This is a genomic window from Ruegeria conchae (genome assembly GCF_000192475.1).
In the GTDB taxonomy this organism is placed as follows: Bacteria; Pseudomonadota; Alphaproteobacteria; order Rhodobacterales; family Rhodobacteraceae; genus Ruegeria; species Ruegeria conchae.
Genome location: NZ_AEYW01000017.1, coordinates 21,181 through 44,086, shown reverse-complemented (window position 1 = coordinate 44,086; position 22,906 = coordinate 21,181). Strand labels below are relative to the sequence as shown.

Genomic DNA, 22,906 nt, shown 5'->3' with positions numbered 1-22,906 from the left:
TAAGCTTCCGGTTGTTCCGTTCAAGTACGATTCCTTACCACGCGAATTCGCTGGATCAAGTTATCTTTGGCATTGCGCACAGTAGAAGGATGAGCGACCAGACTGAGTGATTCTCTTGATTTCACCACTACATCCTTTGGTTCTGCAGGGCCTTCCCTCACGCCCATAAACATCAAAACTATGCTGAAAATATCCAAGTTCTCCATCGGCTTGGCGGAAATCACGTAAGGATGAACCACCCGCTTCAATCGCGTCCTGCAACACCTGGCGGATGATCGGAACCAGCGCTCCAACACGCGACGCAGAAATTTGTCCGGCTTTGCGACGTGGCGACACCTTGCCGCGATAAAGCGCTTCGCAGACGTAGATATTTCCCAATCCGGCAACGATTCCCTGATCCAGCAACGCGGATTTGACCGGGCTATTCTTACCTTTGAACGCCTCAATGAGGTGCTGTTCGTGGAAATCGTTACCCAATGGTTCAGGTCCCAGAACTGACAGCAGCTTGTGATCCTCTGCCGTGGCTGTCGGCAGCAGGTCCATGGCTCCGAACCGACGCGGATCGTTAAAAGTGATACGGGTGCCGTTGGCCATATGAAAGACTACGTGATCATGCTTTTCCGGCATCGGGTGTTTGTGGGCAAATTGCCCTAGAGGATCACCAGATACGGTCATACGCCCGGACATACCAAGATGAATCAGCAGTGTTTCTCCACTGTTCAGATCGGCCAGAATGTATTTCGATCGTCTACGCAATCGGTCGACGCGCTGCCCAGTCAGTCGTTCAGCCATCCGCTCGGGGAAAGGCCAGCGCAAATCGGGGCGGTTTACGTCCGCCCTTTTGATTACGACGCCTTCCATCGCCGGGGATAGACCGCGTCTTACTGTCTCGACCTCGGGCAATTCGGGCATTAGATGGCTCCTATTCCAAAGGGCCGCATTGTGCCCGCCTCTTATGGCCCTATAACAGAGGCGAAATTCGACGAACGGCAAGGCAAATGTCCAACAACAGCGACAAGACCACTCATTTCGGGTTTGAAACCGTGCGCGAGGCCGACAAGGCCGGGCGCGTACAGGGCGTGTTCAACTCGGTCGCCTCGAAATACGATGTGATGAACGATGTCATGTCGATGGGCATTCACCGGGTCTGGAAAGACGCAATGATGGATTGGCTTGCCCCGCGCCCCGGTCAACGGTTGCTGGACGTTGCAGGTGGGACCGGAGATATCTCTTTTCGTTTCCTGAGACGCGCGGGCCACGGCCATGCCACGGTTCTGGACCTGACAGAGCCTATGCTGGTCGAAGGCCGCCAGCGCGCCGAGGCCGACCAGATGTCCGACAGCCTGAACTGGGTGGTGGGCGATGCGATGTCCCTGCCGTTCGAGGACAATACGTTCGACGTCTATACAATTTCCTTCGGCATCCGGAATGTTACCCGCCCGCAAGAGGCATTGAACGAGGCCTATCGCGTGCTGAAACCCGGTGGCCGCCTAATGGTGCTTGAATTCAGCCAACTGCCCAATGACGGACTGCAAAAGCTTTATGACCTCTACAGCTTCAACGTCATTCCACGCATGGGCAAACTAATCGCCAATGACTACGACAGCTATCAATACCTGGTGGAATCGATCCGCAAGTTCCCGGATCAGGAGACATTCCTGAGCATAGTCCGCGCCGCCGGGTTCGAAAACGCCAAGTACCGCAATCTCAGCATGGGTATCGCGGCACTGCATTCCGGCTGGAAGATCTAGATGCGCGGCCCACATAACATTATCCGCCTGATCCGCACAGGCGCAACGCTCGAGCGCACGGGTGCCATGAACGTGGTATTAGACGCGTTCGAGGCTCCTCGGGCTATCCGCATCCTCGCACATGTTCTGGGCAAACCATTTCAGTGGCTGGGGTACAAAGGGGATCCCCAGATGCCGCCCGCAACCCGCGCCTTAACTGCTCTTGGGCCCGCCTATATCAAGTTCGGACAAGTCCTTTCGACGCGCCCCGACGTGGTTGGAAATGAACTGGCTGAACAACTGCGTGTCTTGCAGGATAAGCTTCCGCCATTCTCTAAGGCCGAAGCCATGGCCGAGGTCGAGAAAGAGCTGGGCCAACCCCTTTCAGAAATGTTCAGCGATTTCAGCGAGCCTATCGCCGCAGCCTCAATCGCTCAGGTCCACAAAGCTAAGCTGGCCAGCACGGGTGAAGATGTTGCCGTCAAAGTCCTTCGCCCCGGAATTGAACGCGCCTTCCGTAAAGATGTAGACGCCTTTTATTTCGCCGCCCGAATTGTCGACCTGTTTGCCCCCGGTGCTCGTCGCTTGCGCCCTATGGAGGTGATCGAGCATTTTGACGGAGTTGTCCGCGGCGAGTTGGACCTGCGCCTGGAAAGCGCTGCTGCTTCGGAATACGCCGCCAACACCAAGGATGATTCCGGGTTCTGGCTGCCTCCGGTCGTCTGGTCCTTGTCCGCACGCCGGGTGATGACACTCAGCTGGGCCGATGGAATCCCGCTGGGCGACAATGACGCGCTGGACGCTGCAGGCCACAATCGCAGCGATCTGGCAGAACGTGTGTTGCGCCTTTTCCTGCTGCACGCCCTTCGCGATGGCTATTTCCATGCGGATATGCACCAAGGGAACCTGAAGGTCGCCGCGAATGGAGACATTATTGCCTATGACTACGGCATCATGGGGCATATCGACGAATACACCCGTCGGGTCTATGCCGAAATCCTCTTCGGCTTCATCCGCCGCGACTACAAACGCGTAGCCGAAGTCCATTTCGAGGCCGGCTATGTCCCTGCCAACCAGGACGTCGACGAATTCGCCCGCGCCTTGCGCGCAGTCGGAGAACCCATCTTCGGCATGGACGCGACCCATATCTCCATGGGCCGACTGCTCAGCTATCTGTTTGAGGTCACAGAGCGCTTCGGCATGGAAACCCGAACCGAACTGATTCTTCTGCAGCGCACCATGGTCGTGGTCGAAGGCGTTGCCCGATCACTCGACGATCATATGAATATCTGGGAAGTCGCGCGCCCGGTCGTCGAGGATTATATCAAAAGCTCCATCGGCCCCCGGGCCGCCCTGAGAGATTTTGGTAAGACCGCAATGGTGCTGGCCCGTTTCGGCCCACGCTTACCTGCGCTGGTAGAAAACGCCCTGATTGCGCAAACCACGAAAGATGACCAGCAAACTTCCGGCAAGACAACCTTGCTGCTACCCGCCGCCCTTGGCGCAGCCGTTGGGATCGCAGCCACACTTGTCGTGATGACATTCGGCTAACAACAACCCGCCTGCTTCATCTGGCCACAAATCTTCGGGGGGAATCGCGCCACCGGCGCGATTGGGGGGCAGACAGCCCCCTCCGCTCGACCTCAATCAGAGCCGCTCGATGGCAAGGGCAATCCCCTGCCCACCACCAATACACATGGTGATAAGCGCCTTGGAACCACCAACACGCTCCAGTTCATACAGCGCTTTTAGGGTGATAATCGCCCCAGTTGCCCCCACAGGGTGCCCCAACGCAATCGCACCGCCATTCGGATTGACCTTAGCGGCATCCAACCCAAGCTCTTGATTGACGGCCAGGGCCTGTGCGGCAAAGGCCTCATTACTCTCGATCACATCGAAATCAACTGCCGACAGCCCTGTCTTCTTGAACAAGTTCTGCACTGCAGGAACCGGTCCAATTCCCATTACTTCGGGCCGCACTCCGGCATGCGCATATCCCAATATCCGTGCCTTTGGTTTCAATCCGGCCTTTTCAGCAGCATCTGACGTCGCCAGAACCATCGCCGCAGCCCCATCGTTGATACCCGATGCATTCCCGGCCGTGACGCGTCCTTCTTTCTTGAACACTGGACGAAGGCCCGCCAACGCCTCAGCTGTGGTGGCCTTGGGATGCTCATCCACCTTAAAGTCAACCATCTCGCGTTTGACTTTCACCTGCACAGGCGTGATCTGGCTTTCGAAATATCCAGCGTCGATCGCTGTTGCCGCTCGGCTCTGGCTGGTTAAGGCAAACGCATCCATCTGTTCACGACTGATCTGATGTTCGTCGGCCACATTCTCAGCCGTCACACCCATATGACCGGTTCCGAAAGGACAGTTCAGCGCGCCCAACATCATGTCCAGTGAGGTGACGTCGCCCATCTTAGCGCCCCATCTGGCCTGAGGCACGATGTAGGGGCTGCGTGACATGCTCTCGGCTCCTCCAGCCACTGCGAAATCGGCATCTCCCAGCATCAGAGATTGTACCGCCGACACAATCGCCTGCGCGCCGGAGCCACACAAACGATTTACGTTCATTGCCGGTGTCCCGTTCGGAATGCCCGCCTGCATCGCTGCTACGCGCGACAGGTACATATCGCGGGGTTCAGTGTTGATCACATGACCGAATACCACATGTCCGATTTGCCCGCCTTCGACACCCGACCGTTCAAGCGCGGCTTCGGTCGCCACTGTCGCTAAATCAATCGGCGCTGTCGAAGCCAGCGCACCGCCAAAAGTACCGATGGCAGTACGTGCGCCATCCAGAATAACGATATCGGTCATGGATCACTCCTCCTGAGGTTGGCCGTAGTATGCACCCGCAGTAACTCTCTGTCGCCTGAGACGTCCCGTCACAGACGGAATTGACATCTATTGATTCAAGGCGCATCAAATTCCGCCATGACGGACAAGACAGACGATATCCTGACACGCCTTCCGACACGCCTTAAAGAAGCGCGCCGGGCCCAGGGCCTTTCCCTTGAAGCGGTTGCGAATCTCAGTGGCGTATCGCGATCCATGGTCAGCCAGATCGAGAGGGGAGAGAGCAGCCCCACAATTTCGACCTTGTGGAACCTGACCCGAGCTCTGCAGGTGGATTTTGCCGGGTTGTTGGAAGACACGAAGACAACCGACCAGATCGAGATTCTCAAAAACTCCGAAGTGCCCAGCATCGATAACATGGGAGAGAACTGCCGCATCCGGATCCTCTCACCGCCAGAAGAAGCCGGCGGTCACGAGGTCTATGACATTCAGCTCGACAAAAATGGCGCCCTGAACAGCCAACCCCATGCGCGCGGTGCACGGGAACAATTGACCGTGTTGGAAGGGTCAGTTCGAGTTACTTCGGGCGTGGCAGTGAGCGAACTCAGGCAAGGTGATACAGCCCGATATGCCGCTGACGTCGCGCATTCCATTTCTGCCGACAGCCCTGCGCGTGTTTTCCTAATTGTAAAGAACGCCTGACTCAGCAATAATCCGCCTTCACGGATATTTTTCCGTAATTTCGTAAATCCCCTATTTGGGATATTCGTCCGTTATGTTAGAAGCGCGACTCAGATGAACGGAGGTCGCCATGGCAAATGCATTCCTGTCCCACATCACGGACACCCTTAAGCAGATCGAATCCGAAGGTCTGTACAAGCGTGAACGAATGATCACCTCGCCTCAGGGCGGTGAGATTACTGTGGGCGGAAAGCAGGTCATCAACCTGTGCGCCAATAACTATCTGGGCCTGGCCGATCACCCCGCCCTGATCGACGCCGCCAAAAACGCCATGGAACCGAAAGGGTTCGGCATGGCCTCTGTCCGCTTTATCTGCGGCACGCAGGATATTCACCGCGAGCTTGAGCAACGGCTGGCCAAGTTCCTGAACAAAGATGATTCAATTCTGTTCGCTGCCTGTTTCGATGCCAATGGCGGGCTGTTTGAGCCTTTGTTAGGGCCTGAAGACGCCATCATCTCGGACAGCCTGAACCACGCGTCAATCATCGATGGCGTAAGGCTCTGCAAGGCCAAACGCTATCGCTATCTAAACAATGACATGAATGACCTCGAGGCTTGGTTGAAACAGGCGCGCGAGGACGGGGCGCGGCATATTATGATCGCCACCGACGGCGTTTTTTCGATGGATGGCTATCTGGCCAATCTGCCAAAAATACGCGAGCTGGCCGACAAGTACGACGCCATCGTCATGGTCGATGATTGCCACGCCACGGGCTTCATGGGGCCAAACGGTGCGGGCACGCCGGATCACTTCGGCGTCGACGTGGACATTCTGACGGGAACTCTGGGCAAGGCACTTGGGGGGGCAATCGGCGGCTACATCGCCGGGCCGCAGCCAGTGATCGACCTGCTGCGGCAGCGGGCGCGGCCCTATCTGTTCTCAAACTCGCTGCCGCCGTCCATCGTCGCTGCCGGTATGGAAGCAATCCGTCTGGTTGAAGAGGGCGACATGCTGCGCGCGCAACTGTTCGGCAACGCCAAATACTGGCGCGCCGGTTTGGAGAAACTGGGCTTTGATCTGTTGCCCGGTGAGCACCCAATCATCCCGGTGATGCTCGGGGACGCAACGCTTGCGCAAGACATGGCGTCGCGGTTGTTTGATGAAGGCGTCTATGTCTCGGGCTTCTTCTTCCCCGTCGTTCCGCGCGGTCAGGCCCGGATCAGAACGCAGATGAATGCGGCTCTAACAAAGGATGAATTGGATCGCGCGCTCGCGGCCTTTGGCAAGGTCGGCAAGGAATTGGGGGTGATCTGATGCGACCCAACACGATGAAAGCACTGGAAAAATCCAAGCCCGAGGAAGGCCTTTGGATGGTTCAGGCCCCAGTGCCCGAGATTGGACCGGACGAGGTACTGATCCGCATAAACAAAACCGGCATCTGCGGCACAGATATCCATATCTGGAATTGGGATGACTGGGCCGCAGCCACAGTACCAGTGCCGATGATCACCGGCCACGAGTTCGCTGGCGAAATAGTCGAGATTGGTCGTAATGTTACCGGGCTTGAGATCGGCCAGCGCTGCTCGGGCGAAGGGCACCTGATCGGAACCGAAAGTCGCCAGAGTCGCGCTGGCAAGTTCCATCTGGACCCCGGAACGCGAGGCATCGGCGTAAACGAACAAGGTGCCTTTGCGCAATTTTTGAAACTGCCCGCCTTCAACGTGATACCTTTGCCAGATGATGTGCCGGATGAGATTGGTGCGATCCTCGACCCGCTGGGCAATGCGGTTCATACCGCGCTGAGCTTTGATCTGCTGGGTGAGGATGTTCTGATAACAGGCGCAGGCCCGATCGGCATAATGGCAGCAGCTGTCGCACGCCATGCAGGTGCGCGAAACGTCGTAATCACCGATATCAATGCAGATCGGCTGAAACTGGCGGAACATGTGGTGCAGTCGGTACGTACGGTCGATGTAACCATAGAAGAGTTGTCCGATGTCATCACCGAACTGGGGATGAAAGAAGGTTTTGACGTGGGTTTGGAGATGTCGGGCTCGCAGGCAGCTTTGGATCAGATGGTCGAAGCGCTGGTCATGGGCGGTAAGATCGCCCTGCTGGGCATCCCACCGGGCCAATCTCCGGTCGACTGGAGCCGAATTGTCTTTAAAGCCATCACCATCAAGGGCGTCTACGGCCGTGAGATGTTTGAGACATGGTACAAGATGATTGCTATGCTGCAGAACGGTTTGGACGTAAGCCGCGTGATCACCCATCAGTTTGGTGTTGACGATTTTGCCGAAGGTTTCGCAGCAATGAAGTCGGGCCTGTCCGGCAAAGTTGTTCTGGACTGGACCTGACCCTCTGGATAGTTGCAAAACTGGCCCATACACAGGGATCGAGCAACCAACCGGAGGAGCAAGATGGGCAGCACGAAAGATGACCGACTGCTGGAACGCGGAATCGAGGATTCTCTGGTCACCGATTTCGCTGAGACGCATCGCAAAAGCTATGGCGACTTTCTGCAACTCAAAACCCTGTTGAATCTGCAAAAAACCTTTCAGGATCCTGCTCAGCCCGATGAGATGTTATTCATCATCATCCATCAGGTCAGCGAGCTATGGCTGAAGTTGATGCATCACCAGCTGGTCGAAGTGCGGCGCTTCCTGCAGCAAGATGATTTCGGCCCGGCGATGAAAAATCTCGACCGGATCAAGGCGATCCAGCGGCAGTTGATCACCGCTTGGGAAACGCTGCTGACCATGACGCCCGCCGACTACATGACGTTTCGCGATGCGTTAGGTAGTTCGTCAGGCTTTCAGAGTTACGGTTATCGCCAGATCGAGTTCATATTGGGCAACAAGGATGCTTCGACCCTCAAGGTGCATGAACACGATCCGGAGGTCATGGAGATGCTGAGCGCAGCGCTAACCAAGCCGTCCCTTTATGACGAAGTGCTGCACATGCTGGCACGGCAAGGGTTTGACGTACCGCAAGACCTGATCGAACGTGACTATTCACAATCCTATTCCGGCGACCCGCGCGTCGTGAAAATCTGGTGCGAGATTTTCCAGGATACCGGCAAGTATTGGGACCTCTATGCTCTGGCTGAAAAGCTGATGGACGTCGAATCGCTGTTCCAGCGCTGGCGTTTCGACCACGCTACGGCAGTCGAACGGGTCATCGGGATGCAACCCGGAACAGGTGGCTCGAGCGGTGTGGCCTTTCTGCGCAAGGCGCTGGAATTGCGCTTCTTCCACGACCTCTACGATATGCGCACCGAGCTGATGTATTCGGGAGACTGAGGCATGCTATATCGCGGGTTCACCCAAGATCAACTTGAACAGGAATACTCCCCCAGTTCGATGATTGGTGGCGATCTGACGCCATATCTGGACAGTTATGTTGCGCTCAGCGCTCAGGCCCGGACACGGATGGATGTGCGCGAAAACCTTGCTTATGGCGACAGTCCGGCGCAGGTTCTGGATTTCTTCCCCTCCTCAGACGCAAACGCACCTTTGCATGTGTTCATTCACGGAGGGTATTGGCAGGCGCTCAGCCAGCGCGAATCCGCCCCGATGGCACCGGTGCTACACGAAAACGGGCAGGCCTTTGCGACCCTGAATTACACACTCGCCCCTGAAGCTAGGTTGGGGCAGATGGTCGAAGAATGTCGCGATGCCTTGCTGTGGCTTGCATCACAGGCCGAGTTATTGGGCTTCGATCCATCAAACATCACCCTGTCAGGTCATAGCGCAGGTGCGCATCTGGTAGCGATGGTCATGGCCACCTCATCCAGCGCGTTGGCGCAGGCGGGTCTAAGAGTGCGTAACGTAATTCTGATCAGTGGCGTTTACGATTTGGAGCCGATTAGCCTAACTTCGGTAAATGATCCCTTGCAACTGACTAAGGTCGAGATTCACGATCTTTCCCCATGCCTCAATCTGCCCGCGCCGGGGCCGCGCTACAGGGTAACGGTTGCTGAAAGAGATACACCAGAATTTGTTCGACAAAGCCGTGACTATGCGGAGTTGCTACGAAAAGCAGGGCATTCGGTCAGTTTCGACCTTCAACAGGGTAAACATCACTTCGACATCATCATGCCCTCGGGCTCGTTTTTGTCGTCGCGCGGCGAATAGCCCCAAAAAGAAAACAGCGGCCCAATTGAGCCGCTGTCTTAAATCTCTCGCTGGAAGCCAGATCAGTCGAGCGTCCGGGTCACTTCTTCGCGCTCGAAAATCTCGATCACGTCGCCTGCGCGGATATCGTCGTAGTTCTCGAATGCCATACCGCATTCCTGACCCGACTGAACCTCAGTCACTTCGTCCTTGAAACGCTTCAGCGTCTTCAGCGTGCCTTCGTGAATCACCACGTTGTCGCGCAGCAGACGAACACCTGCGGAACGACGCGCCACGCCTTCGGTGACCAGACAGCCGGCAACTTTGCCAACGCCGGTAACCTTGAAGACTTCGCGGATCTCGGCGTAACCAATGAACTTCTCGCGGATTTCAGCGCTCAGCAGGCCGGATGCGGCTGCTTTCACGTCATCCACGAGGTCATAGATCACCGAATAATACCGGATCTCGACGCCTTTCTGGTTCGCGGTGTTTCGCGCTGACGCATTGGCACGAACGTTGAAGCCAAAGATCGGAGCGCCCGAAGCTTCGGCCAGACCGACATCCGTTTCGGTAATCGCGCCAACACCTGAGTGCAGAACGCGTACGCGCACTTCCTCATTGCCGATCTTCTCCATCGCCTGAACGATGGCTTCGGCAGAACCCTGCACGTCAGCTTTCATCAAGATCGGCAGCTCGGTGACGTTCTCGTCTTCCTTGGCCTTCTGCATCAGCTGCTCAAGGGTGGTCGCGGCACCAGCTGCGGCGCGCTTGTCCTTGGCTGCTTGCTCACGATAGGCAGCAATCTCACGGGCCTGCGCTTCGGTCTCGGTCACGTTCAGAACGTCGCCCGCTTCAGGCGTACCGTTCAGACCAAGAACCTCAACGGGAACCGACGGGCCGGCTTCTTTGACGCGGTCGCCTTTGTCGTTGATCAACGCGCGGACCTTACCATACTGCTCACCCACGACGAAGATATCGCCCTGACGCAAAGTGCCGTTCTGAACCAGAACGGTGGCAACGGGACCACGGCCCACATCAAGCTGCGCCTCGATCACGGCACCTTGGGCGGCGCGGTCGGGGTTGGCTTTCAGTTCCAGAATCTCGGCCTGCAGCGCGATGGCTTCCAGCAGTTCATCGAGACCTTGACCGGTGATGGCGGACACTTCGACGTCCTGAACCTCACCTGACATCTTTTCGACGATGACTTCGTGCTGCAGCAGATCGGTCCGCACCTTGTCCGGGTTCGCATCCGGCTTATCGACCTTGTTGATCGCCACGATCATCGGCACTTCGGCCGCCTTGGCGTGGTTGATCGCCTCGATCGTCTGCGGCATCACCGCATCATCGGCAGCCACAACCAGGACCACGATATCTGTGACCTGAGCACCGCGCGACCGCATTGAAGTAAAGGCCGCGTGGCCCGGCGTATCAAGGAAGGTCAGCGTGGTGCCACCATCGGTTTTCACCTGATAGGCGCCGATATGCTGGGTAATGCCACCGGCTTCGCCCGCCACAACGCGCGCGTCACGAATCGCATCCAGCAATGATGTCTTACCATGGTCAACGTGGCCCATGATGGTGATGACCGGCGGACGCGGCTGCAGATCGTCATCGCTGTCTTCGACTTCTTTGATGACGTCTTCAACATCCGAATCAGAGACGCGGGTCACCTTGTGCCCAAACTCTTCGATGATCAGCTCAGCGGTATCAGCGTCGATGGTCTGGTTCTGCGTGACCATCATGCCCATCTGCATCAGCGATTTGACAACGTCAGCCACGCGCTCGGCCATACGGTTGGCCAGTTCCGAAACCATGATCGCCTCGGGCAACTGAACGTCGCGGATCACCTTTTCCCGCTCGACCGGGCCGCCCATGGCTTTCTGGCGCGCACGCTCCTGCTTGCGCTTCATCGCAGCCATTGAACGCTGACGATTACCTTCACCACCGGTAGCCTGACCCAGTGTCAGCTTGCCCGAACGGCGGTTGTCGTCACGGCCTTTGCCGCGGCCACGCTGCTCGCGCTCGCGGTCTTGCTTGCGGGGTGTAGCCGCTGGCGCCGGTTTGTTGGCCGGACCGCGTGCCGTACGCGGTTGTTCTTCGGGCGCGGGTGCCGCAGCAGCGCGCTTGGCAGCTTCTTCCGCCTCTTTGCGCTTGCGTTCTTCTTCCTCGGCCTTGGCACGAGCACGCTCTTCAGCCTCACGCTGTTCGCGTTCCTTGGCTTCCTGTTCGGCCCGGCGGCGCGCACGTTCTTCTTCACGCGCCTTCTCTTGTGCCTCGCGCGCAGCGGCCTCTTCAGCCTCGCGCGCTTTGGCAGCTTGCAACGCCTTCATTCGGCGCGCCATTTCCGCATCGGAAATACCCGCCGGACGACGCGAAGGATCACCCGAAGGTGCCGCACCACCACTTGGTTTGGTCGCGCCCGGCTTGGGTACGACCACGCGTTTGCGTTTGGTCTCCACCACGACATTCTTGGTGCGTCCGTGGCTGAAACTCTGTTTCACATTTCCGGGGCGTGCCCCGCCACGAAGACCCAATGTCTTTTTGCCGTCACTATCGCTCATTAAGCTTCTTACCCTTCCGAGCGGCCCTTGCCGCCGTCATCCTTTTCGCGCAAGCCACGCAGGCGCTGCGCTTCCTCTACAACACGTTTGGCGAGTCCGCCAGAGGCCATGGCCGCATGAATCACGGTTTGGCGCCCAAATGCCGCCCCAAGCTCATCCGCAGTCAGCCAGCCGATGTATTTTCCAAAGTGCGGCGTGCTGAGTTTCGACTTACCGCGCCCCGATCCGTCGGAGGCTTGAATCAATACCTGGGCATCTTCCCGGTCCAGCCACGATTTGACCTTTTCATACCCGGCGACCGCATCTCCGGACTTGCGCGCCAAACTGATCAGCTCGATCACCCGGCGCGCCACCTGTTTTTCGACCTCATCTGTTAGATCCTTGGCCGCACTCACCTGCGCCTTGAACCCACGCGAGAACAGTTTCTTACTCACTGCTTTGTCCAGCGCGGCGCGATCCGCCGCCACATAGACCCCGCGCCCCGGCAATTTAGCCGCAACATCGGGAAAGACCTGACCGTCCGGCCCTGCCACAAAGCGGATCAAGCCATATTTAGGCTGAATCTCGCCAGTGGCGATGCACTTGCGTTCAGGGCCTTCCGACCGATCCTTTTGGACGCCACCGCGACCCATGCCAGCCACCCGAGGCCTGAGATCAGGCCTCGACCTCCTCATCGGTTGCTTCGCCGTCTTCTTCGGCCTGCTCCAATTCAGCCGGATCAACCCAGCCCAACATGATGCGCGCCGTCATGACCAAGTCCTGAGCCTCTTCCAGCGTCACGCCGAAAGGTTCCAGAACACCATCATCCTTGATGCGCTCACCATCAACTGTGGTCCAGCCACCGGCCAGTTCCCAATCGGCACAGGTTGCGAAGTCTTCCAGCGTCTTCACATCGTCCTTAGCCAGCGCCTCTACCATCTGGGGTGTCAGGCCTTCGAATTCAATGAGGCTGTCCTCGGCGCCCAGAGCGCGCGCGGCATCCAAAGCTGCCTTGGCCTGCGCTTCCAGGAATTCACGAGCACGCGTCTGCAGTTCTTGCGCAGTGCCTTCGTCAACACCGTCGATGACCAGCAGTTCCTCGATTTCGACATAGGCCACTTCTTCGAGGTTGGTGAATCCTTCCGAAACCAGCAGTTGCGCGAAGAACTCGTCCAAATCCAGCGTTTCCATGAACAGCTGTGTACGGGCTTCGAACTCTTTCTGACGGCGGGCCGATTCTTCGGCTTCGGTCATGATGTCGATGTCCAGATTGGTCAACTGGCTGGCCAGACGCACGTTCTGACCGCGGCGACCGATGGCGAGGCTCAGTTGTTCCTCAGGCACCACAACTTCGATCTTTCCGGCTTCTTCGTCCAGAACCACCTTGGAGACCTCAGCAGGCTGCAGAGCGTTCACCAGGAAAGTCGGCTGATCTTCGTTCCACGGGATGATGTCGATCTTTTCACCCTGCAGCTCGTTCACAACGGCCTGTACCCGGCTGCCGCGCATACCAACGCAGGCACCAACAGGGTCAATCGAGCCATCATAGGAAATCACGGCGATCTTCGCGCGTGAGCCGGGGTCACGAGCCACCGCCTTGACCTCAATGATGCCATCATAAATCTCCGGCACTTCCATCTTGAACAACTCAGCCATAAATTCCGGCGCGGTACGCGACAGGAAGATCTGGTGACCACGAACTTCGCGGCGCACTTCCTTGATATAGGCGCGCACGCGGTCATTCGGGCGATAGCTTTCGCGGCCGATCTTGTCATTGCGGCGCAGAACAGCCTCGGCCCCACCCAGATCGACGATGACATTGCCAAACTCTTCGCGTTTGACGGCACCGTTGATGATGGTGCCAGCGCGATCCTTGAATTCTTCGTACTGACGGTCACGCTCAGCTTCGCGAACCTTTTGCAGGATCACCTGCTTGGCGGACTGAGCAGCAATACGACCCATTTCAACCGGCGGAACCTCTTCTACGAAGACGTCACCAACCTCGGGGTTTTCCATATATTGTTTGGCCTGCTCGACGGTGAACTCGGCCTGATAGTTTTCAAGCTCTTCATCCTCGACCACAGTACGGACGCGGGTAAAGGTCGCCTTGCCGGTTTTGCGGTCGATGGACACGCGGATGTCCATCTCGGCGCCGTAACGGCTCTTGGCGGCACGGGCGAGCGATTCCTCCATCGCTTCGACAACCAGACCGGGGTCGATCATCTTTTCGCGGGCCACGGCCTCGGCGGTCTGCAGCAGCTCCAGCTGGTTGGCTGAGGTGATTGCCATCAGTTCGTCTCCTCTTCGGACCCTTCGGTCTCAATCTCGTCGAAAGCGTTTTCGTTCAGGGCACCGGCGTCTTTTCGCTGGCGCAGCATTTCCTTGATCAGGTCATCAGTCAGGACCAGCTTGGCGTCGCTCAGCCAGTCGAATTGCAGACCGATGGTGATCGTCTCGTCCCCTTCGGGAATATTGATCAGTACCTCATCCCCTTCGATCCCGGCCAGTTCACCCTTAAAGCGGCGGCGGCCGTCGATCAGTTCAGCGGTCTCAATCTTGGCCTCGTATCCTTCGAAGGTCTCGAAATCCTTGAGACGGGTCAGAGGGCGGTCGATGCCGGGGCTGGACACTTCAAGCGTATAGGCATCAAGAATCGGGTCCTCGACATCCAGCGTGGCACTCACTGCGTTCGAAATCTCGGCGCAGTCATCTACTTCGATGCCGCCATCGGGCTTGTCAGCCATGATCTGCATCGTGGTGGTCTTGCCGCTCATCAGGCGGATGCGCACCAGCTCATACCCCAGATCCTCGATCACGGGTGTGATGATCTCGGCCAGTCGCCGGTCAATGGCTGCTTTGGCTATCAGGTCGTTTGTCATTCAGGTTCTCTACCCTGTCATCGGGCACAAAAAAACGGGCGCGCGGCCCGTCGAAATTCCCGGTGGAGCCCCGGACCAGAAGTCCAACGCGCCGCTGTTGTAACTGCATATACGCAGGCTTTTCCGAGTCTGCAACCCCCGGCGAAAATCGTGATCGGATTTAGGCCAGCCACCACCGCTCGGCGATGCGCCCATCGTCCAGCGACCCCTTGCCAATCTGACGCGGCATGCCGACATGCGCGGCCACCGCCAGCGCCATGTCGGTCTTACCTGGATGGTATCTGAGGCCGCGTTGATCCTTAAGCTCATCACCTTCGGGCAGGGCAGCAATGTCCACATATCCATCCCGCAAAGCCTCGGCCCGCACACGCGCATCAGGGATCACAATGATTTCCAACGCATCAGCCCAACCCGCGTGGCCATTTTTGTAGTGGCCCGCCACCTTGCGCCCAAGGAAATGGCGAGAATCCTCGGCCCGTTCTACACGATAGCACCCCGTGCCCGTTGCCGTGTTCAATGGGGTAACTCCCTGCCCGTCACGTGTCACGACAAACCGACTGTCGGCCAGCAAGAAGGGCAAACCAGGATTGGGCGCGGCCAGTTCCAACCTAACGCGATCAGGGGCCAGGGCCTCCGCGCGTCCGATGTCTGAAAATACCGCAGCTACATCGTCTGCATGCAAGGCGAATCCATCATGGAACATCGCGTCGTCGCGTAGATCAAAGCTCCATAAACGCGCGTGTTCTTCAGCCTGCCAAGCTTTTGCCAGTTCGCCGCGCAAGGTCCCATCTGATGCGACTTCGGTCAGGGTGTCGAACACGGCCCCGCGCGCTAATATTTCCAAACTCTCATCGCGCGGAACCGCAAGCCGCAACTTGCCACCTGTCTTTGGTGTATCCGCCAGCGACCCGCCCGTCGCCGCCAGCAAGGCGGCGGCAGCACCCGAGGCAAACATTGCACGACGGTCGATCCTGGTCATGCCGTACCCTCCGCCACGCGGTCCATAATCCGGACCAGCTCAACGCTTATACCCGGTTCAGACAAGGCGTGCCCTGCCTGGCGCACCATTTTCAAGTCAACGCCGGGCCATCGTTGCGCCAGGTTCCAAGCCGCTTGCGGTGGACAGATCATATCATACCTTCCCTGCACGATATGGCCGGGAATATGCGCGATACGGTCCATCTGGTCCAGAATCTGGCCGTCATACTCGAGAAACGCGCCGTTCCTGAAATAATGATTTTCCAGCCGTGCAAAGGTACGGGCGTATTCCCCGGGGCTTTCCCCAACCGATCCGTTGGTGTGGATTGAGGCCAGAGCGTTCTCCCAATGAGACCAAGCGCGCGCAAAGAGGATCTCGGTCGCACGATCGCCCGAAAAGAGACGCTTGTGATAGGCATTGATCGCGTCAGACTGTTCGGCCTCGGGCAACAGGGATGCAAACTTGGCCCACTGTTCCGGCCAAAACTTGCCCGCACCGCCACCATAAAACCAATCGAGCTCGGCCTGCGTCGCCAGAAACACGCCGCGCAACACCAGACGGTTGACCCGATCCGGGTGTGTCTGCGCGTAAATCAAAGCCAGTGTTGCACCCCAGCTGCCGCCAAACACAATCCAGTCCTCGACATCAAACAGCGTTCGCAACCGTTCGATATCCTCGACCAGATGCCAGGTCGTATTGTCTTCGACCGAGGCCGTGGGCCTTGAGCGGCCACAACCGCGCTGATCAAAGAGAATCACCCGGTAGACTTCTGGATCGAAATAGCGCCGCATCGCGGGGCTGCAACCGCCACCCGGCCCACCATGCAGCACCACGACCGGTATCCCATTGGGATTACCGCATTGTTCGACATAAATACGGTGCCCATCGCCCATATCAACGACGCGCTGATCGAACGGATCGATCGGCGGGTAAAGATATTGGACTGCGCGCTTTTGGTCCGGGTACTTATCCATTACGGCCCTATATAGTCCTTAAGCGTAAAAGAGCACACGGAGACAGGAATGCAAGCGCATCCGAACACGGTCGACCCGTCAGAGATCGCGAAATTCGAGGCGATGGCCGCCGAATGGTGGGACCCGCATGGGAAATTCAAACCTCTGCACATGCTGAATCCGTGCCGTCTGGATTATATCACACAGCAGATCGCGGGCGAATTTGACCGTGATCTGAAGACCCCGCGCCCGTTCGAGGGCCTGCGCCTGTTGGATATCGGATGCGGCGGCGGGTTGCTGAGCGAACCCATGGCCCGCCTTGGGGCTACGGTGGTCGGCGCCGACGCCGCCGAGGGCAACCTGCCCGTCGCCCGCATCCATGCCGAGCAATCTGGCCTGCAGATCGACTATCGCCACACCACCGCCGAGGACATGGCCGCCGCGGGCGAGCAATTCGACGTGGTGCTGAACATGGAGGTGGTCGAACACGTGGCCGATCCGTTGGGTTTCCTGACAGCCTCGCAACAGTTGCTGAAACCGGGCGGGTTGCTGATCTGCTCGACCATCAACCGCAACCCAAAATCCTATGCGATGGCCGTTTTCGGGGCCGAGGTCGTCATGCGCTGGCTGCCCCGCGGCACGCATGAGTGGAGCAAGTTCATCACCCCCGATGAGCTGTTCGACCTGCTGCGCCAGGCCGGACTGGAACCGGTGGACCGCAAAGGGTTCGTGTTCAATCCGATCCTGTGGAGCTGGTCGGTCTCGGACCGGGATTTGAGCGTGAATTATGTGACGGCGAGTGTGAAGTCGGGGTGAGAGTGGGATGGTGGTTTACACCCATCATTCCAACGACAAGACATGCGCGATGGATGCAAGCACCCATCCTACGATTTATCTTCTTTTACAAAATCCCATTTTCCAATTGCATACAGAGGATCAGCATACGGTCGTCGCGGACCTCCAATCGGCGTCGTCAATTCGTTCCACCAGGCCAATACTGTCTCGATTTTTCCGTTACTGATTGGTTCTTTCGTGACCTGAATTGTCACTCGACGGATATTATACCCCGGACCGAAACTCTCAGTAAGATCAACGGGATTCACCAGTTGAATCGATGCTGAGTCATCGATATCTTCAAAGGTCACCAATCGCGGCCATAAGTCCCTCGGCACATCGAGAGGTTCAGTTTGCCGTTTTATTTTGCGGGTGGAAGCCTTGAAACCGGCTACGTCATCAAACTCTCTTAGCATGGTCAGCCAAATCAACGGACCGGCATTTTCCTCAATCAATGCAAAAAGATACCGCCCGCCAAGGTCCGCCACGACCGCTTCGCCTGTAAGGTCTGTATGATTCCCATCCATACTGCCCAGCCATTCGATCGCGCCGGTGAAATCCACCCGGATAACGCTTGACGCAGTCATCGGACCGTCCGGCGTATCAAAATACAGCACCATTTTCTGATGCCAGTCCGCCTTTTTGGCGCAACCTGTCAACAGAACCGCCATGACGGCAAATAGAAGTGTGTAAGCTCTCAATCCATTTCTTCCCGCCGGAGTTGATTCCCCGCTCGATAAAAACAATCAAATGGAAGAAACCCTACTCCCCCTCCAACTGCAACCGCAAATCCCGCAGCACCGGCAGCGTGCTGCGGACGCGCTCCAGCCCCAGCTCTCCGACGACGCGGTTGATCAGCGGGGCTATCGAGGAAATCGCCTGATCGCGCGCGCGGCGGCCGGCGGGGCTGATGGCGACCATTTTGCGGCGGGCATCGTCCCAGTCGGGGCGTATGTGAATGTATCCGGCCCATTCCAGCTTAGCCAAGGTGTTGGTCATAGCCCCTCGGGTCACGTGGAACGTGTTGGCCAGCTGCGCCGGGCTACGCTCGTCTCCGACAAAAACCAGATGGTTCAGCACCGAGAAATGCGAGATTTCCATGCCCTTGGGCAGCACCCGGCTCAGCCGGTTGCGCAATAGCTGGTCCGCGGTCAGTATTTCGCTGAACAGCGTGACCGCCAGGGCATTTTTCTCGTCCGTCATAAGCCAGGTTCTGGATCAGGGACCTGTGAAAGGCCGTACATGGGTCAATGAGGGCACGCGTCGGCGCGCCTCGGACACAGAACTATCACGCAATTCGAAAAAGTGAATGCCCGGATCGGTGCCTGCGTCGATGACGACCTCTCCCCAAGGGGCCACGACCATGCTGTGGCCATGGGTATATCGGGTCTTGCCGCGCGTCTTTGGATGCGCGCCAGCCTGCGCCGGGGCAAGCACCCAGCAGCCGGTTTCAATCGCCCGCGCGCGCAGCAGGGATTCCCAATGTGCAGCACCTGTGACCGGCGAAAACGCTGCCGGGACAGTTAGAATCTGCGCACCAGCCTGCGCCAGCGCTGCATAAAGATGCGGAAAGCGGATATCATAGCAGATCGTCATACCAACTTTGCCGAAATCCGTCTCAGCAATCACGGCATTCTCGCCGGGGCGATAGTTCTTCGATTCGCGGAACGTCTCGGTCTCACTGACCTGCACGTCAAACATGTGGATCTTGTCGTATCGCGCCACGATCTGCCCCTGCGGGTTGATAATGAAGCTACGGTTGGCAAAGCGGCCATCGGCATCGTGGGTCTTGATCCCCAAAGAGCCGATCAGCAGCCAAACACCCAAATCAGCGGCCTGCTTGCGCAGGCCAGCCAGGGTGATGTCATCCTCTTCATGCTGCAAAACTTCGCGCTGCCGCGTAGTGCTGGTCGAGACGCAGTTCGTCACCTCGGGCGACAAGATAAAGCCCGCGCCTTGCTCTGCCGCCTCAGCCATCATGGCGCGCACCATGTCCAGATTCTGGACCGGGTCGTCCGACGAGGTGATTTGCAGCAGAGCGGTCTGCATCAGGCCGCGAGCAGACGATCCAGCTTGCCCTGACGTTCAAGCTCGTAGAGGTCATCGCAACCGCCAACATGAGTTTGGCCGATGAAAATCTGCGGCACAGTGCGTTTCCCACCCGCCCGCTGAATCATTTCGGGTTTGCGTTTGGGATGCATCAGCACGTCGACTTCCGAGAACTTGACGCCTTTCTGCTTCAACAACCGTTTGGCAGCGTGGCAAAAGCCGCAAAGCGGCGAGGTGTAGATTTCTACCGGCTTCATATTCCGTCCCTTTGGGTTTCGCACATTCTTGGGCGAATTAGGCATTCTTGGCAACGCGCGCCAGTACCAACACGAAAATATGATTTGCTCCTGAAGCACGGCAGACACGCGCGCAGGCCTCCAGTGTCGCACCCGAGGTCATAACGTCATCGACCAGAAGTATATCGCGGCCCTGTGACATACTTTCTCGTTTCGGATGTACAGCTATGGCGTCGGCGAGTGCTGCGGCACGTTCAACCGCTGTTTTGCCATCCAGGACAGGCGTGCGTCTGGTTCGAACCAAAAGATCAGGGCATACGGCCAGACCCGTTTCCTGACCCAGATGATGCGCAAGCAGTGCGGATTGGTTATATCGCCTGCGGATCATTCGGGACCAATGCAGCGGGACTGGCGTGATCAACATGTTGGGGCGAAACACTTCGGACCCGGCTCGTGCCATCCAGCGCGCAGCCGGGCGCGCCAAATCCGTACGATCCCCATGTTTCAACGCCAGTATCAGAGATCTGGCGCCCCCTTGATACAACAGAGCTGCCCGACCGTCCTGCCAAGCGCGCGGCCTTGTTAGGCAGTCGTCGCACTCGATTCTGTACCCATCCCGTGCGCCGGGGACCGGCACGCCGCAACTTTCGCAAACTGAGCCGCCGATAAATGGTGTGTCTCGCCAGCATGGACCGCAGAGGCCAAAGTCGGATTCGGTCAGCGCACCGCATGAAAGGCAACGCGGGGGATAGATCATCTCGACAACGGTTTGAATCCCCTGACGAATGCGATACTTGCGGCTTATGAAACTGCCGTCCGACACTGCACCCTCTCTGTTTGACCGCGCTGCCCTCGCGCTCCACCGCGGCCGCGCGCAGGATGAGGCGCTGTTTCTGCATCGCGCCGCCGTTGACGAGGTGCAGGATCGTCTATCGATGGTTAATAAAATCTTTAAGGCGCCTGTCGTCGTGACCCCGTTCCCACACATCTGGGAAGGGTTATGGACCGAGACCCGGATCATCCTGGATGATGAGGTTCTGGACCTGACGCCAGGCGCGCATGACCTAGTGATACACGCGATGGCGTTGCATTGGGCAAACGACCCGGTTGGCCAATTAATCCAATGCCATCGTGCGTTGAAGCCCGATGGTTTGCTCTTGGTCGTTTGCTTGGGAGGTGACACCCTTCAGGAATTGCGTGCGGCACTGGGTCAGGCGGAGATTGAGGTTACGGGCGGTCTAAGCCCGCGTATTGCACCGATGGCAGAATTACGTGATCTGGGCGCGTTGCTGCAACGGGCTGGTTTGGCTTTGCCCGTTGCAGACAAGGCAACGTTATCTGCCGAATACCGCGATCTTAACCATCTGATGCATGATTTGCGCGCGATGGGAGAAACCAATGCGCTGCAAGATCGTCTGAAACAACCGACCCGGCGGGCTGTTTTCGAGAAAGCGCAGGAAATCTATGCCGCTCATTTCACAACCTCCCAAGGCCGTTTGAGGGGAACTTACGAACTGGTCTGCCTGACAGGCTGGTCCCCTGATGACAGTCAGCCCAAACCTTTGCGTCCGGGATCGGCCCAAATGCGCCTTGCCGATGCGTTGGGCACGGATGAGGGCAAACTGCCCGATTGACGACCGGCCTTTTCCCGTTATCTCAGGCCAGACACATAAATTCAGGAAGCTTCACATGTTTGATGCCACTCGTCCTACCCACGCGTCCACAGAGCACCCCAAGATTAAAACGGGACGTGTCGGTGTCCTGCTGGCCAACTTGGGCACACCTGATGATTATAGCTATTGGCCCATGCGGCGTTATCTGAACGAATTTTTGTCAGACAAGCGCGTGATCGACTATCCAGCCTGGAAATGGCAGCCCATTCTGCAAAGCATCATCCTGACCAAACGCCCTTTCAGTTCAGGCGAAGCGTACAAGTCGATCTGGAATCACGACAAGGGTGAAAGCCCTTTGATGACGATCACCAAGGACCAGACCGCCAAGATACGCGAGGCGATGCACGAACAGTACGGCGATCAGGTCATGGTCGAATTCTGCATGCGCTACGGGAATCCTTCGACCCCTTCAAAGGTGCGCCAGATGGTGGAAGAAGGCTGTGATCGCATCCTTTTCTTCCCGCTCTACCCACAATATGCCGGGGCTACGACCGCCACAGCGAACGATCAATTCTTCCGTGCATTGATGAAAGAAACCTGGCAGCCGGCCAGCCGAACTGTGCCGGCCTATTTCGATGAACCCTCTTATATCGACGCACTGGCAAGTTCGGTCGAGCGTGCCTATGCAGTGATGGAGACCAAACCGGATGTCCTCGTGTGCTCGTATCACGGCATGCCGGAACGCTATCTGCAGCAAGGTGATCCCTACCATTGCCAGTGCGTCAAAACCTCAAGACTTCTGAAAGAGCGTTTGGGTTGGTCAGATGACCAGCTTGTCTCAACCTTCCAATCGCGATTTGGGCCGGAAGAGTGGCTGAAACCCTACACCGTCGATCATGTGGCCGATCTTGCTCGGGCAGGTAAGAAAAATATCGCCGTTATCGCGCCTGCGTTCTCTGCCGACTGCATCGAAACGCTGGAAGAGATCAACGAAGAAATTAAGGAAAGCTTCGAACACGCGGGCGGCGAATCGTTCACCTATATCCCGTGCCTCAACGATGATGATTCGCATATCGCGGCACTGAGCAAGGTTATCCAAGACAATTTGCGCGGCTGGTTGGAATGACGGCCCACTTAACCAAACACACAAAAAAAGGCGGTGGCTTGCACCACCGCCTTCTTAAATTGATAAAGTCTCGTCGACTTAGCTTGCTGCAACAGCTGCGGCAACTACAACCAGCAGGATCAGCGGCAGGATGATGCCCTGCGACGAACCTTGGGTTTCTTCGACAACGACAGGTGCTTCAACAACCGGCTCTTCCAGGTTGCCAGCATATGCGGTCGAAGCAGCAGCAGTCAGAGCAGCAGCGAGAACGAGTTTCTTCATATTAACCTCCAGAATTTGCGCGATTCCCAATAGCGAAACCGCACATCTAAGACTTACCTCGTGAGTTTTTCTAATCAGCTATCCCCATGGATTGCAATTGCAACTTA

At 57.4% G+C, this 22,906-nt stretch carries 24 protein-coding genes; 10 read left to right on the top strand and 14 right to left on the bottom strand.

Going from position 1 to position 22,906, the window contains the following annotated elements; genetic code table 11:
- Window positions 1-60 precede the first annotated feature (60 nt).
- Window positions 61-912, bottom strand: coding sequence for a bifunctional DNA-formamidopyrimidine glycosylase/DNA-(apurinic or apyrimidinic site) lyase (mutM, locus tag G7G_RS0116460; protein ID WP_010442543.1), 852 nt, complete (start codon window positions 910-912; stop codon window positions 61-63).
- A gap of 86 nt (window positions 913-998) precedes the next feature.
- On the opposite strand from mutM, the gene ubiE reads away from it, so the two are divergent.
- Window positions 999-1,751 carry a bifunctional demethylmenaquinone methyltransferase/2-methoxy-6-polyprenyl-1,4-benzoquinol methylase UbiE gene (gene ubiE / locus G7G_RS0116455; protein WP_010442542.1) on the top strand — a complete coding sequence of 251 codons (753 nt, stop codon included), beginning with the start codon at window positions 999-1,001 and terminating at the stop codon, window positions 1,749-1,751.
- On the top strand, window positions 1,752-3,281 hold the full coding sequence (gene ubiB / locus G7G_RS0116450; RefSeq protein ID WP_010442541.1) for a 2-polyprenylphenol 6-hydroxylase: 1,530 nt from the start codon (window positions 1,752-1,754) through the stop codon (window positions 3,279-3,281).
- Window positions 3,282-3,377: 96 nt separating this feature from the next.
- Here the strand turns inward: ubiB and G7G_RS0116445 are convergent, their stop codons facing one another.
- Window positions 3,378-4,553, bottom strand: a complete 1,176-nt coding sequence (locus tag G7G_RS0116445; protein WP_010442540.1) for an acetyl-CoA C-acyltransferase family protein — start codon at window positions 4,551-4,553, stop codon at window positions 3,378-3,380.
- A gap of 117 nt (window positions 4,554-4,670) precedes the next feature.
- Between G7G_RS0116445 and G7G_RS0116440 the strand changes: the two genes are divergently transcribed.
- The 5 genes from G7G_RS0116440 to G7G_RS0116420 all read left to right on the top strand — a co-directional run bounded on the left by G7G_RS0116440 (window position 4,671) and on the right by G7G_RS0116420 (window position 9,350).
- The gene (locus tag G7G_RS0116440; RefSeq protein ID WP_010442539.1) at window positions 4,671-5,234 is read left to right on the top strand and encodes a helix-turn-helix domain-containing protein; all 564 of its coding nucleotides are present in this window, start codon (window positions 4,671-4,673) and stop codon (window positions 5,232-5,234) included.
- A 109-nt stretch (window positions 5,235-5,343) separates the two neighbouring features.
- Window positions 5,344-6,528: a glycine C-acetyltransferase gene (locus tag G7G_RS0116435; RefSeq protein ID WP_010442538.1), complete on the top strand. Its 1,185-nt coding sequence runs from the start codon at window positions 5,344-5,346 to the stop codon at window positions 6,526-6,528.
- 14 nt (window positions 6,529-6,542) lie between these two features.
- Window positions 6,543-7,571, top strand: coding sequence for an L-threonine 3-dehydrogenase (tdh, locus tag G7G_RS0116430; protein WP_010442537.1), 1,029 nt, complete (start codon window positions 6,543-6,545; stop codon window positions 7,569-7,571).
- Between the two features lie 63 nt (window positions 7,572-7,634).
- Window positions 7,635-8,516: a tryptophan 2,3-dioxygenase gene (locus G7G_RS0116425; RefSeq protein ID WP_010442536.1), complete on the top strand. Its 882-nt coding sequence runs from the start codon at window positions 7,635-7,637 to the stop codon at window positions 8,514-8,516.
- 3 nt (window positions 8,517-8,519) lie between these two features.
- Window positions 8,520-9,350 carry an alpha/beta hydrolase gene (locus tag G7G_RS0116420; RefSeq protein WP_010442535.1) on the top strand — a complete coding sequence of 277 codons (831 nt, stop codon included), beginning with the start codon at window positions 8,520-8,522 and terminating at the stop codon, window positions 9,348-9,350.
- A gap of 62 nt (window positions 9,351-9,412) precedes the next feature.
- On the opposite strand, the gene infB is transcribed toward G7G_RS0116420, so the two are convergent.
- The 6 genes from infB to pip all read right to left on the bottom strand — a co-directional run bounded on the left by infB (window position 9,413) and on the right by pip (window position 16,701).
- Complete coding sequence (gene infB / locus G7G_RS0116415) at window positions 9,413-11,890, bottom strand: translation initiation factor IF-2 (protein WP_010442534.1); 2,478 nt, start codon at window positions 11,888-11,890, stop codon at window positions 9,413-9,415.
- 8 nt (window positions 11,891-11,898) lie between these two features.
- Window positions 11,899-12,522: an RNA-binding protein gene (locus tag G7G_RS0116410; protein ID WP_010442533.1), complete on the bottom strand. Its 624-nt coding sequence runs from the start codon at window positions 12,520-12,522 to the stop codon at window positions 11,899-11,901.
- A 22-nt stretch (window positions 12,523-12,544) separates the two neighbouring features.
- A complete protein-coding gene (gene nusA, locus G7G_RS0116405) occupies window positions 12,545-14,158 on the bottom strand; it encodes a transcription termination factor NusA (RefSeq protein WP_010442532.1) in 1,614 nt (537 codons plus the stop codon).
- Window positions 14,158-14,748 (bottom strand): ribosome maturation factor RimP, encoded by a 591-nt coding sequence (gene rimP / locus G7G_RS0116400; RefSeq protein WP_010442531.1) that lies wholly within the window; start codon window positions 14,746-14,748, stop codon window positions 14,158-14,160. The genes nusA and rimP overlap by 1 nt, the downstream gene beginning before the upstream one ends.
- A 160-nt stretch (window positions 14,749-14,908) precedes the next feature.
- Window positions 14,909-15,727, bottom strand: a complete 819-nt coding sequence (locus G7G_RS0116395) for an ABC transporter substrate-binding protein (protein ID WP_010442530.1) — start codon at window positions 15,725-15,727, stop codon at window positions 14,909-14,911.
- Window positions 15,724-16,701 carry a prolyl aminopeptidase gene (gene pip / locus G7G_RS0116390; protein ID WP_010442529.1) on the bottom strand — a complete coding sequence of 326 codons (978 nt, stop codon included), beginning with the start codon at window positions 16,699-16,701 and terminating at the stop codon, window positions 15,724-15,726. Before pip ends, G7G_RS0116395 begins: the two co-directional genes overlap by 4 nt.
- Window positions 16,702-16,749: 48 nt before the next feature.
- Between pip and ubiG the strand changes: the two genes are divergently transcribed.
- Window positions 16,750-17,496 (top strand): bifunctional 2-polyprenyl-6-hydroxyphenol methylase/3-demethylubiquinol 3-O-methyltransferase UbiG, encoded by a 747-nt coding sequence (gene ubiG / locus G7G_RS0116385; RefSeq protein ID WP_010442528.1) that lies wholly within the window; start codon window positions 16,750-16,752, stop codon window positions 17,494-17,496.
- A 68-nt stretch (window positions 17,497-17,564) separates the two neighbouring features.
- Here the strand turns inward: ubiG and G7G_RS0116380 are convergent, their stop codons facing one another.
- From G7G_RS0116380 to G7G_RS0116360, 5 genes are all read right to left on the bottom strand, one after another.
- Complete coding sequence (locus G7G_RS0116380) at window positions 17,565-18,185, bottom strand: hypothetical protein (protein WP_029622097.1); 621 nt, start codon at window positions 18,183-18,185, stop codon at window positions 17,565-17,567.
- 91 nt (window positions 18,186-18,276) lie between these two features.
- Entirely contained in the window at window positions 18,277-18,717 is a 441-nt protein-coding gene (locus G7G_RS0116375) for a MarR family winged helix-turn-helix transcriptional regulator (RefSeq protein ID WP_010442526.1), read from the bottom strand.
- Window positions 18,718-18,732: 15 nt separating this feature from the next.
- Window positions 18,733-19,563, bottom strand: a complete 831-nt coding sequence (locus tag G7G_RS0116370) for a carbon-nitrogen hydrolase family protein (protein ID WP_010442525.1) — start codon at window positions 19,561-19,563, stop codon at window positions 18,733-18,735.
- Window positions 19,563-19,820: a glutaredoxin 3 gene (gene grxC, locus G7G_RS0116365; RefSeq protein WP_010442524.1), complete on the bottom strand. Its 258-nt coding sequence runs from the start codon at window positions 19,818-19,820 to the stop codon at window positions 19,563-19,565. Before grxC ends, G7G_RS0116370 begins: the two co-directional genes overlap by 1 nt.
- A 37-nt stretch (window positions 19,821-19,857) precedes the next feature.
- Complete coding sequence (locus G7G_RS0116360; RefSeq protein WP_010442523.1) at window positions 19,858-20,622, bottom strand: ComF family protein; 765 nt, start codon at window positions 20,620-20,622, stop codon at window positions 19,858-19,860.
- Between G7G_RS0116360 and G7G_RS0116355 the strand changes: the two genes are divergently transcribed.
- Together G7G_RS0116355 and hemH are read left to right on the top strand one after the other, a co-directional pair.
- Entirely contained in the window at window positions 20,603-21,433 is an 831-nt protein-coding gene (locus tag G7G_RS0116355) for a methyltransferase domain-containing protein (RefSeq protein WP_010442522.1), read from the top strand. The two genes, G7G_RS0116360 and G7G_RS0116355, sit on opposite strands and share 20 nt — an antisense overlap.
- 55 nt (window positions 21,434-21,488) lie before the next feature.
- The gene (gene hemH, locus G7G_RS0116350) at window positions 21,489-22,538 is read left to right on the top strand and encodes a ferrochelatase (protein ID WP_010442521.1); all 1,050 of its coding nucleotides are present in this window, start codon (window positions 21,489-21,491) and stop codon (window positions 22,536-22,538) included.
- Window positions 22,539-22,616: 78 nt separating this feature from the next.
- Here the strand turns inward: hemH and G7G_RS0116345 are convergent, their stop codons facing one another.
- Entirely contained in the window at window positions 22,617-22,799 is a 183-nt protein-coding gene (locus tag G7G_RS0116345) for a hypothetical protein (protein ID WP_010442520.1), read from the bottom strand.
- Window positions 22,800-22,906 lie beyond the last annotated feature (107 nt).

Coding starts and splice junctions, on each gene's coding strand:
- ubiE (WP_010442542.1), top strand. CDS start 999: ATGTCCAACAACAGCGACAAGACCACTCATTTCGGGTTTGAAACCGTG.
- G7G_RS0116370 (WP_010442525.1), bottom strand. CDS start 19,563: ATGCAGACCGCTCTGCTGCAAATCACCTCGTCGGACGACCCGGTCCAG.
- G7G_RS0116435 (WP_010442538.1), top strand. CDS start 5,344: ATGGCAAATGCATTCCTGTCCCACATCACGGACACCCTTAAGCAGATC.
- hemH (WP_010442521.1), top strand. CDS start 21,489: ATGTTTGATGCCACTCGTCCTACCCACGCGTCCACAGAGCACCCCAAG.
- G7G_RS0116440 (WP_010442539.1), top strand. CDS start 4,671: ATGACGGACAAGACAGACGATATCCTGACACGCCTTCCGACACGCCTT.
- ubiB (WP_010442541.1), top strand. CDS start 1,752: ATGCGCGGCCCACATAACATTATCCGCCTGATCCGCACAGGCGCAACG.
- G7G_RS0116345 (WP_010442520.1), bottom strand. CDS start 22,799: ATGAAGAAACTCGTTCTCGCTGCTGCTCTGACTGCTGCTGCTTCGACC.
- mutM (WP_010442543.1), bottom strand. CDS start 912: ATGCCCGAATTGCCCGAGGTCGAGACAGTAAGACGCGGTCTATCCCCG.
- G7G_RS0116380 (WP_029622097.1), bottom strand. CDS start 18,185: ATGGCGGTTCTGTTGACAGGTTGCGCCAAAAAGGCGGACTGGCATCAG.
- G7G_RS0116395 (WP_010442530.1), bottom strand. CDS start 15,727: ATGACCAGGATCGACCGTCGTGCAATGTTTGCCTCGGGTGCTGCCGCC.
- G7G_RS0116420 (WP_010442535.1), top strand. CDS start 8,520: ATGCTATATCGCGGGTTCACCCAAGATCAACTTGAACAGGAATACTCC.
- G7G_RS0116355 (WP_010442522.1), top strand. CDS start 20,603: ATGAAACTGCCGTCCGACACTGCACCCTCTCTGTTTGACCGCGCTGCC.
- grxC (WP_010442524.1), bottom strand. CDS start 19,820: ATGAAGCCGGTAGAAATCTACACCTCGCCGCTTTGCGGCTTTTGCCAC.
- G7G_RS0116425 (WP_010442536.1), top strand. CDS start 7,635: ATGGGCAGCACGAAAGATGACCGACTGCTGGAACGCGGAATCGAGGAT.
- nusA (WP_010442532.1), bottom strand. CDS start 14,158: ATGGCAATCACCTCAGCCAACCAGCTGGAGCTGCTGCAGACCGCCGAG.
- pip (WP_010442529.1), bottom strand. CDS start 16,701: ATGGATAAGTACCCGGACCAAAAGCGCGCAGTCCAATATCTTTACCCG.
- tdh (WP_010442537.1), top strand. CDS start 6,543: ATGAAAGCACTGGAAAAATCCAAGCCCGAGGAAGGCCTTTGGATGGTT.
- infB (WP_010442534.1), bottom strand. CDS start 11,890: ATGAGCGATAGTGACGGCAAAAAGACATTGGGTCTTCGTGGCGGGGCA.
- G7G_RS0116445 (WP_010442540.1), bottom strand. CDS start 4,553: ATGACCGATATCGTTATTCTGGATGGCGCACGTACTGCCATCGGTACT.
- G7G_RS0116375 (WP_010442526.1), bottom strand. CDS start 18,717: ATGACGGACGAGAAAAATGCCCTGGCGGTCACGCTGTTCAGCGAAATA.
- ubiG (WP_010442528.1), top strand. CDS start 16,750: ATGCAAGCGCATCCGAACACGGTCGACCCGTCAGAGATCGCGAAATTC.
- rimP (WP_010442531.1), bottom strand. CDS start 14,748: ATGACAAACGACCTGATAGCCAAAGCAGCCATTGACCGGCGACTGGCC.
- G7G_RS0116410 (WP_010442533.1), bottom strand. CDS start 12,522: ATGGGTCGCGGTGGCGTCCAAAAGGATCGGTCGGAAGGCCCTGAACGC.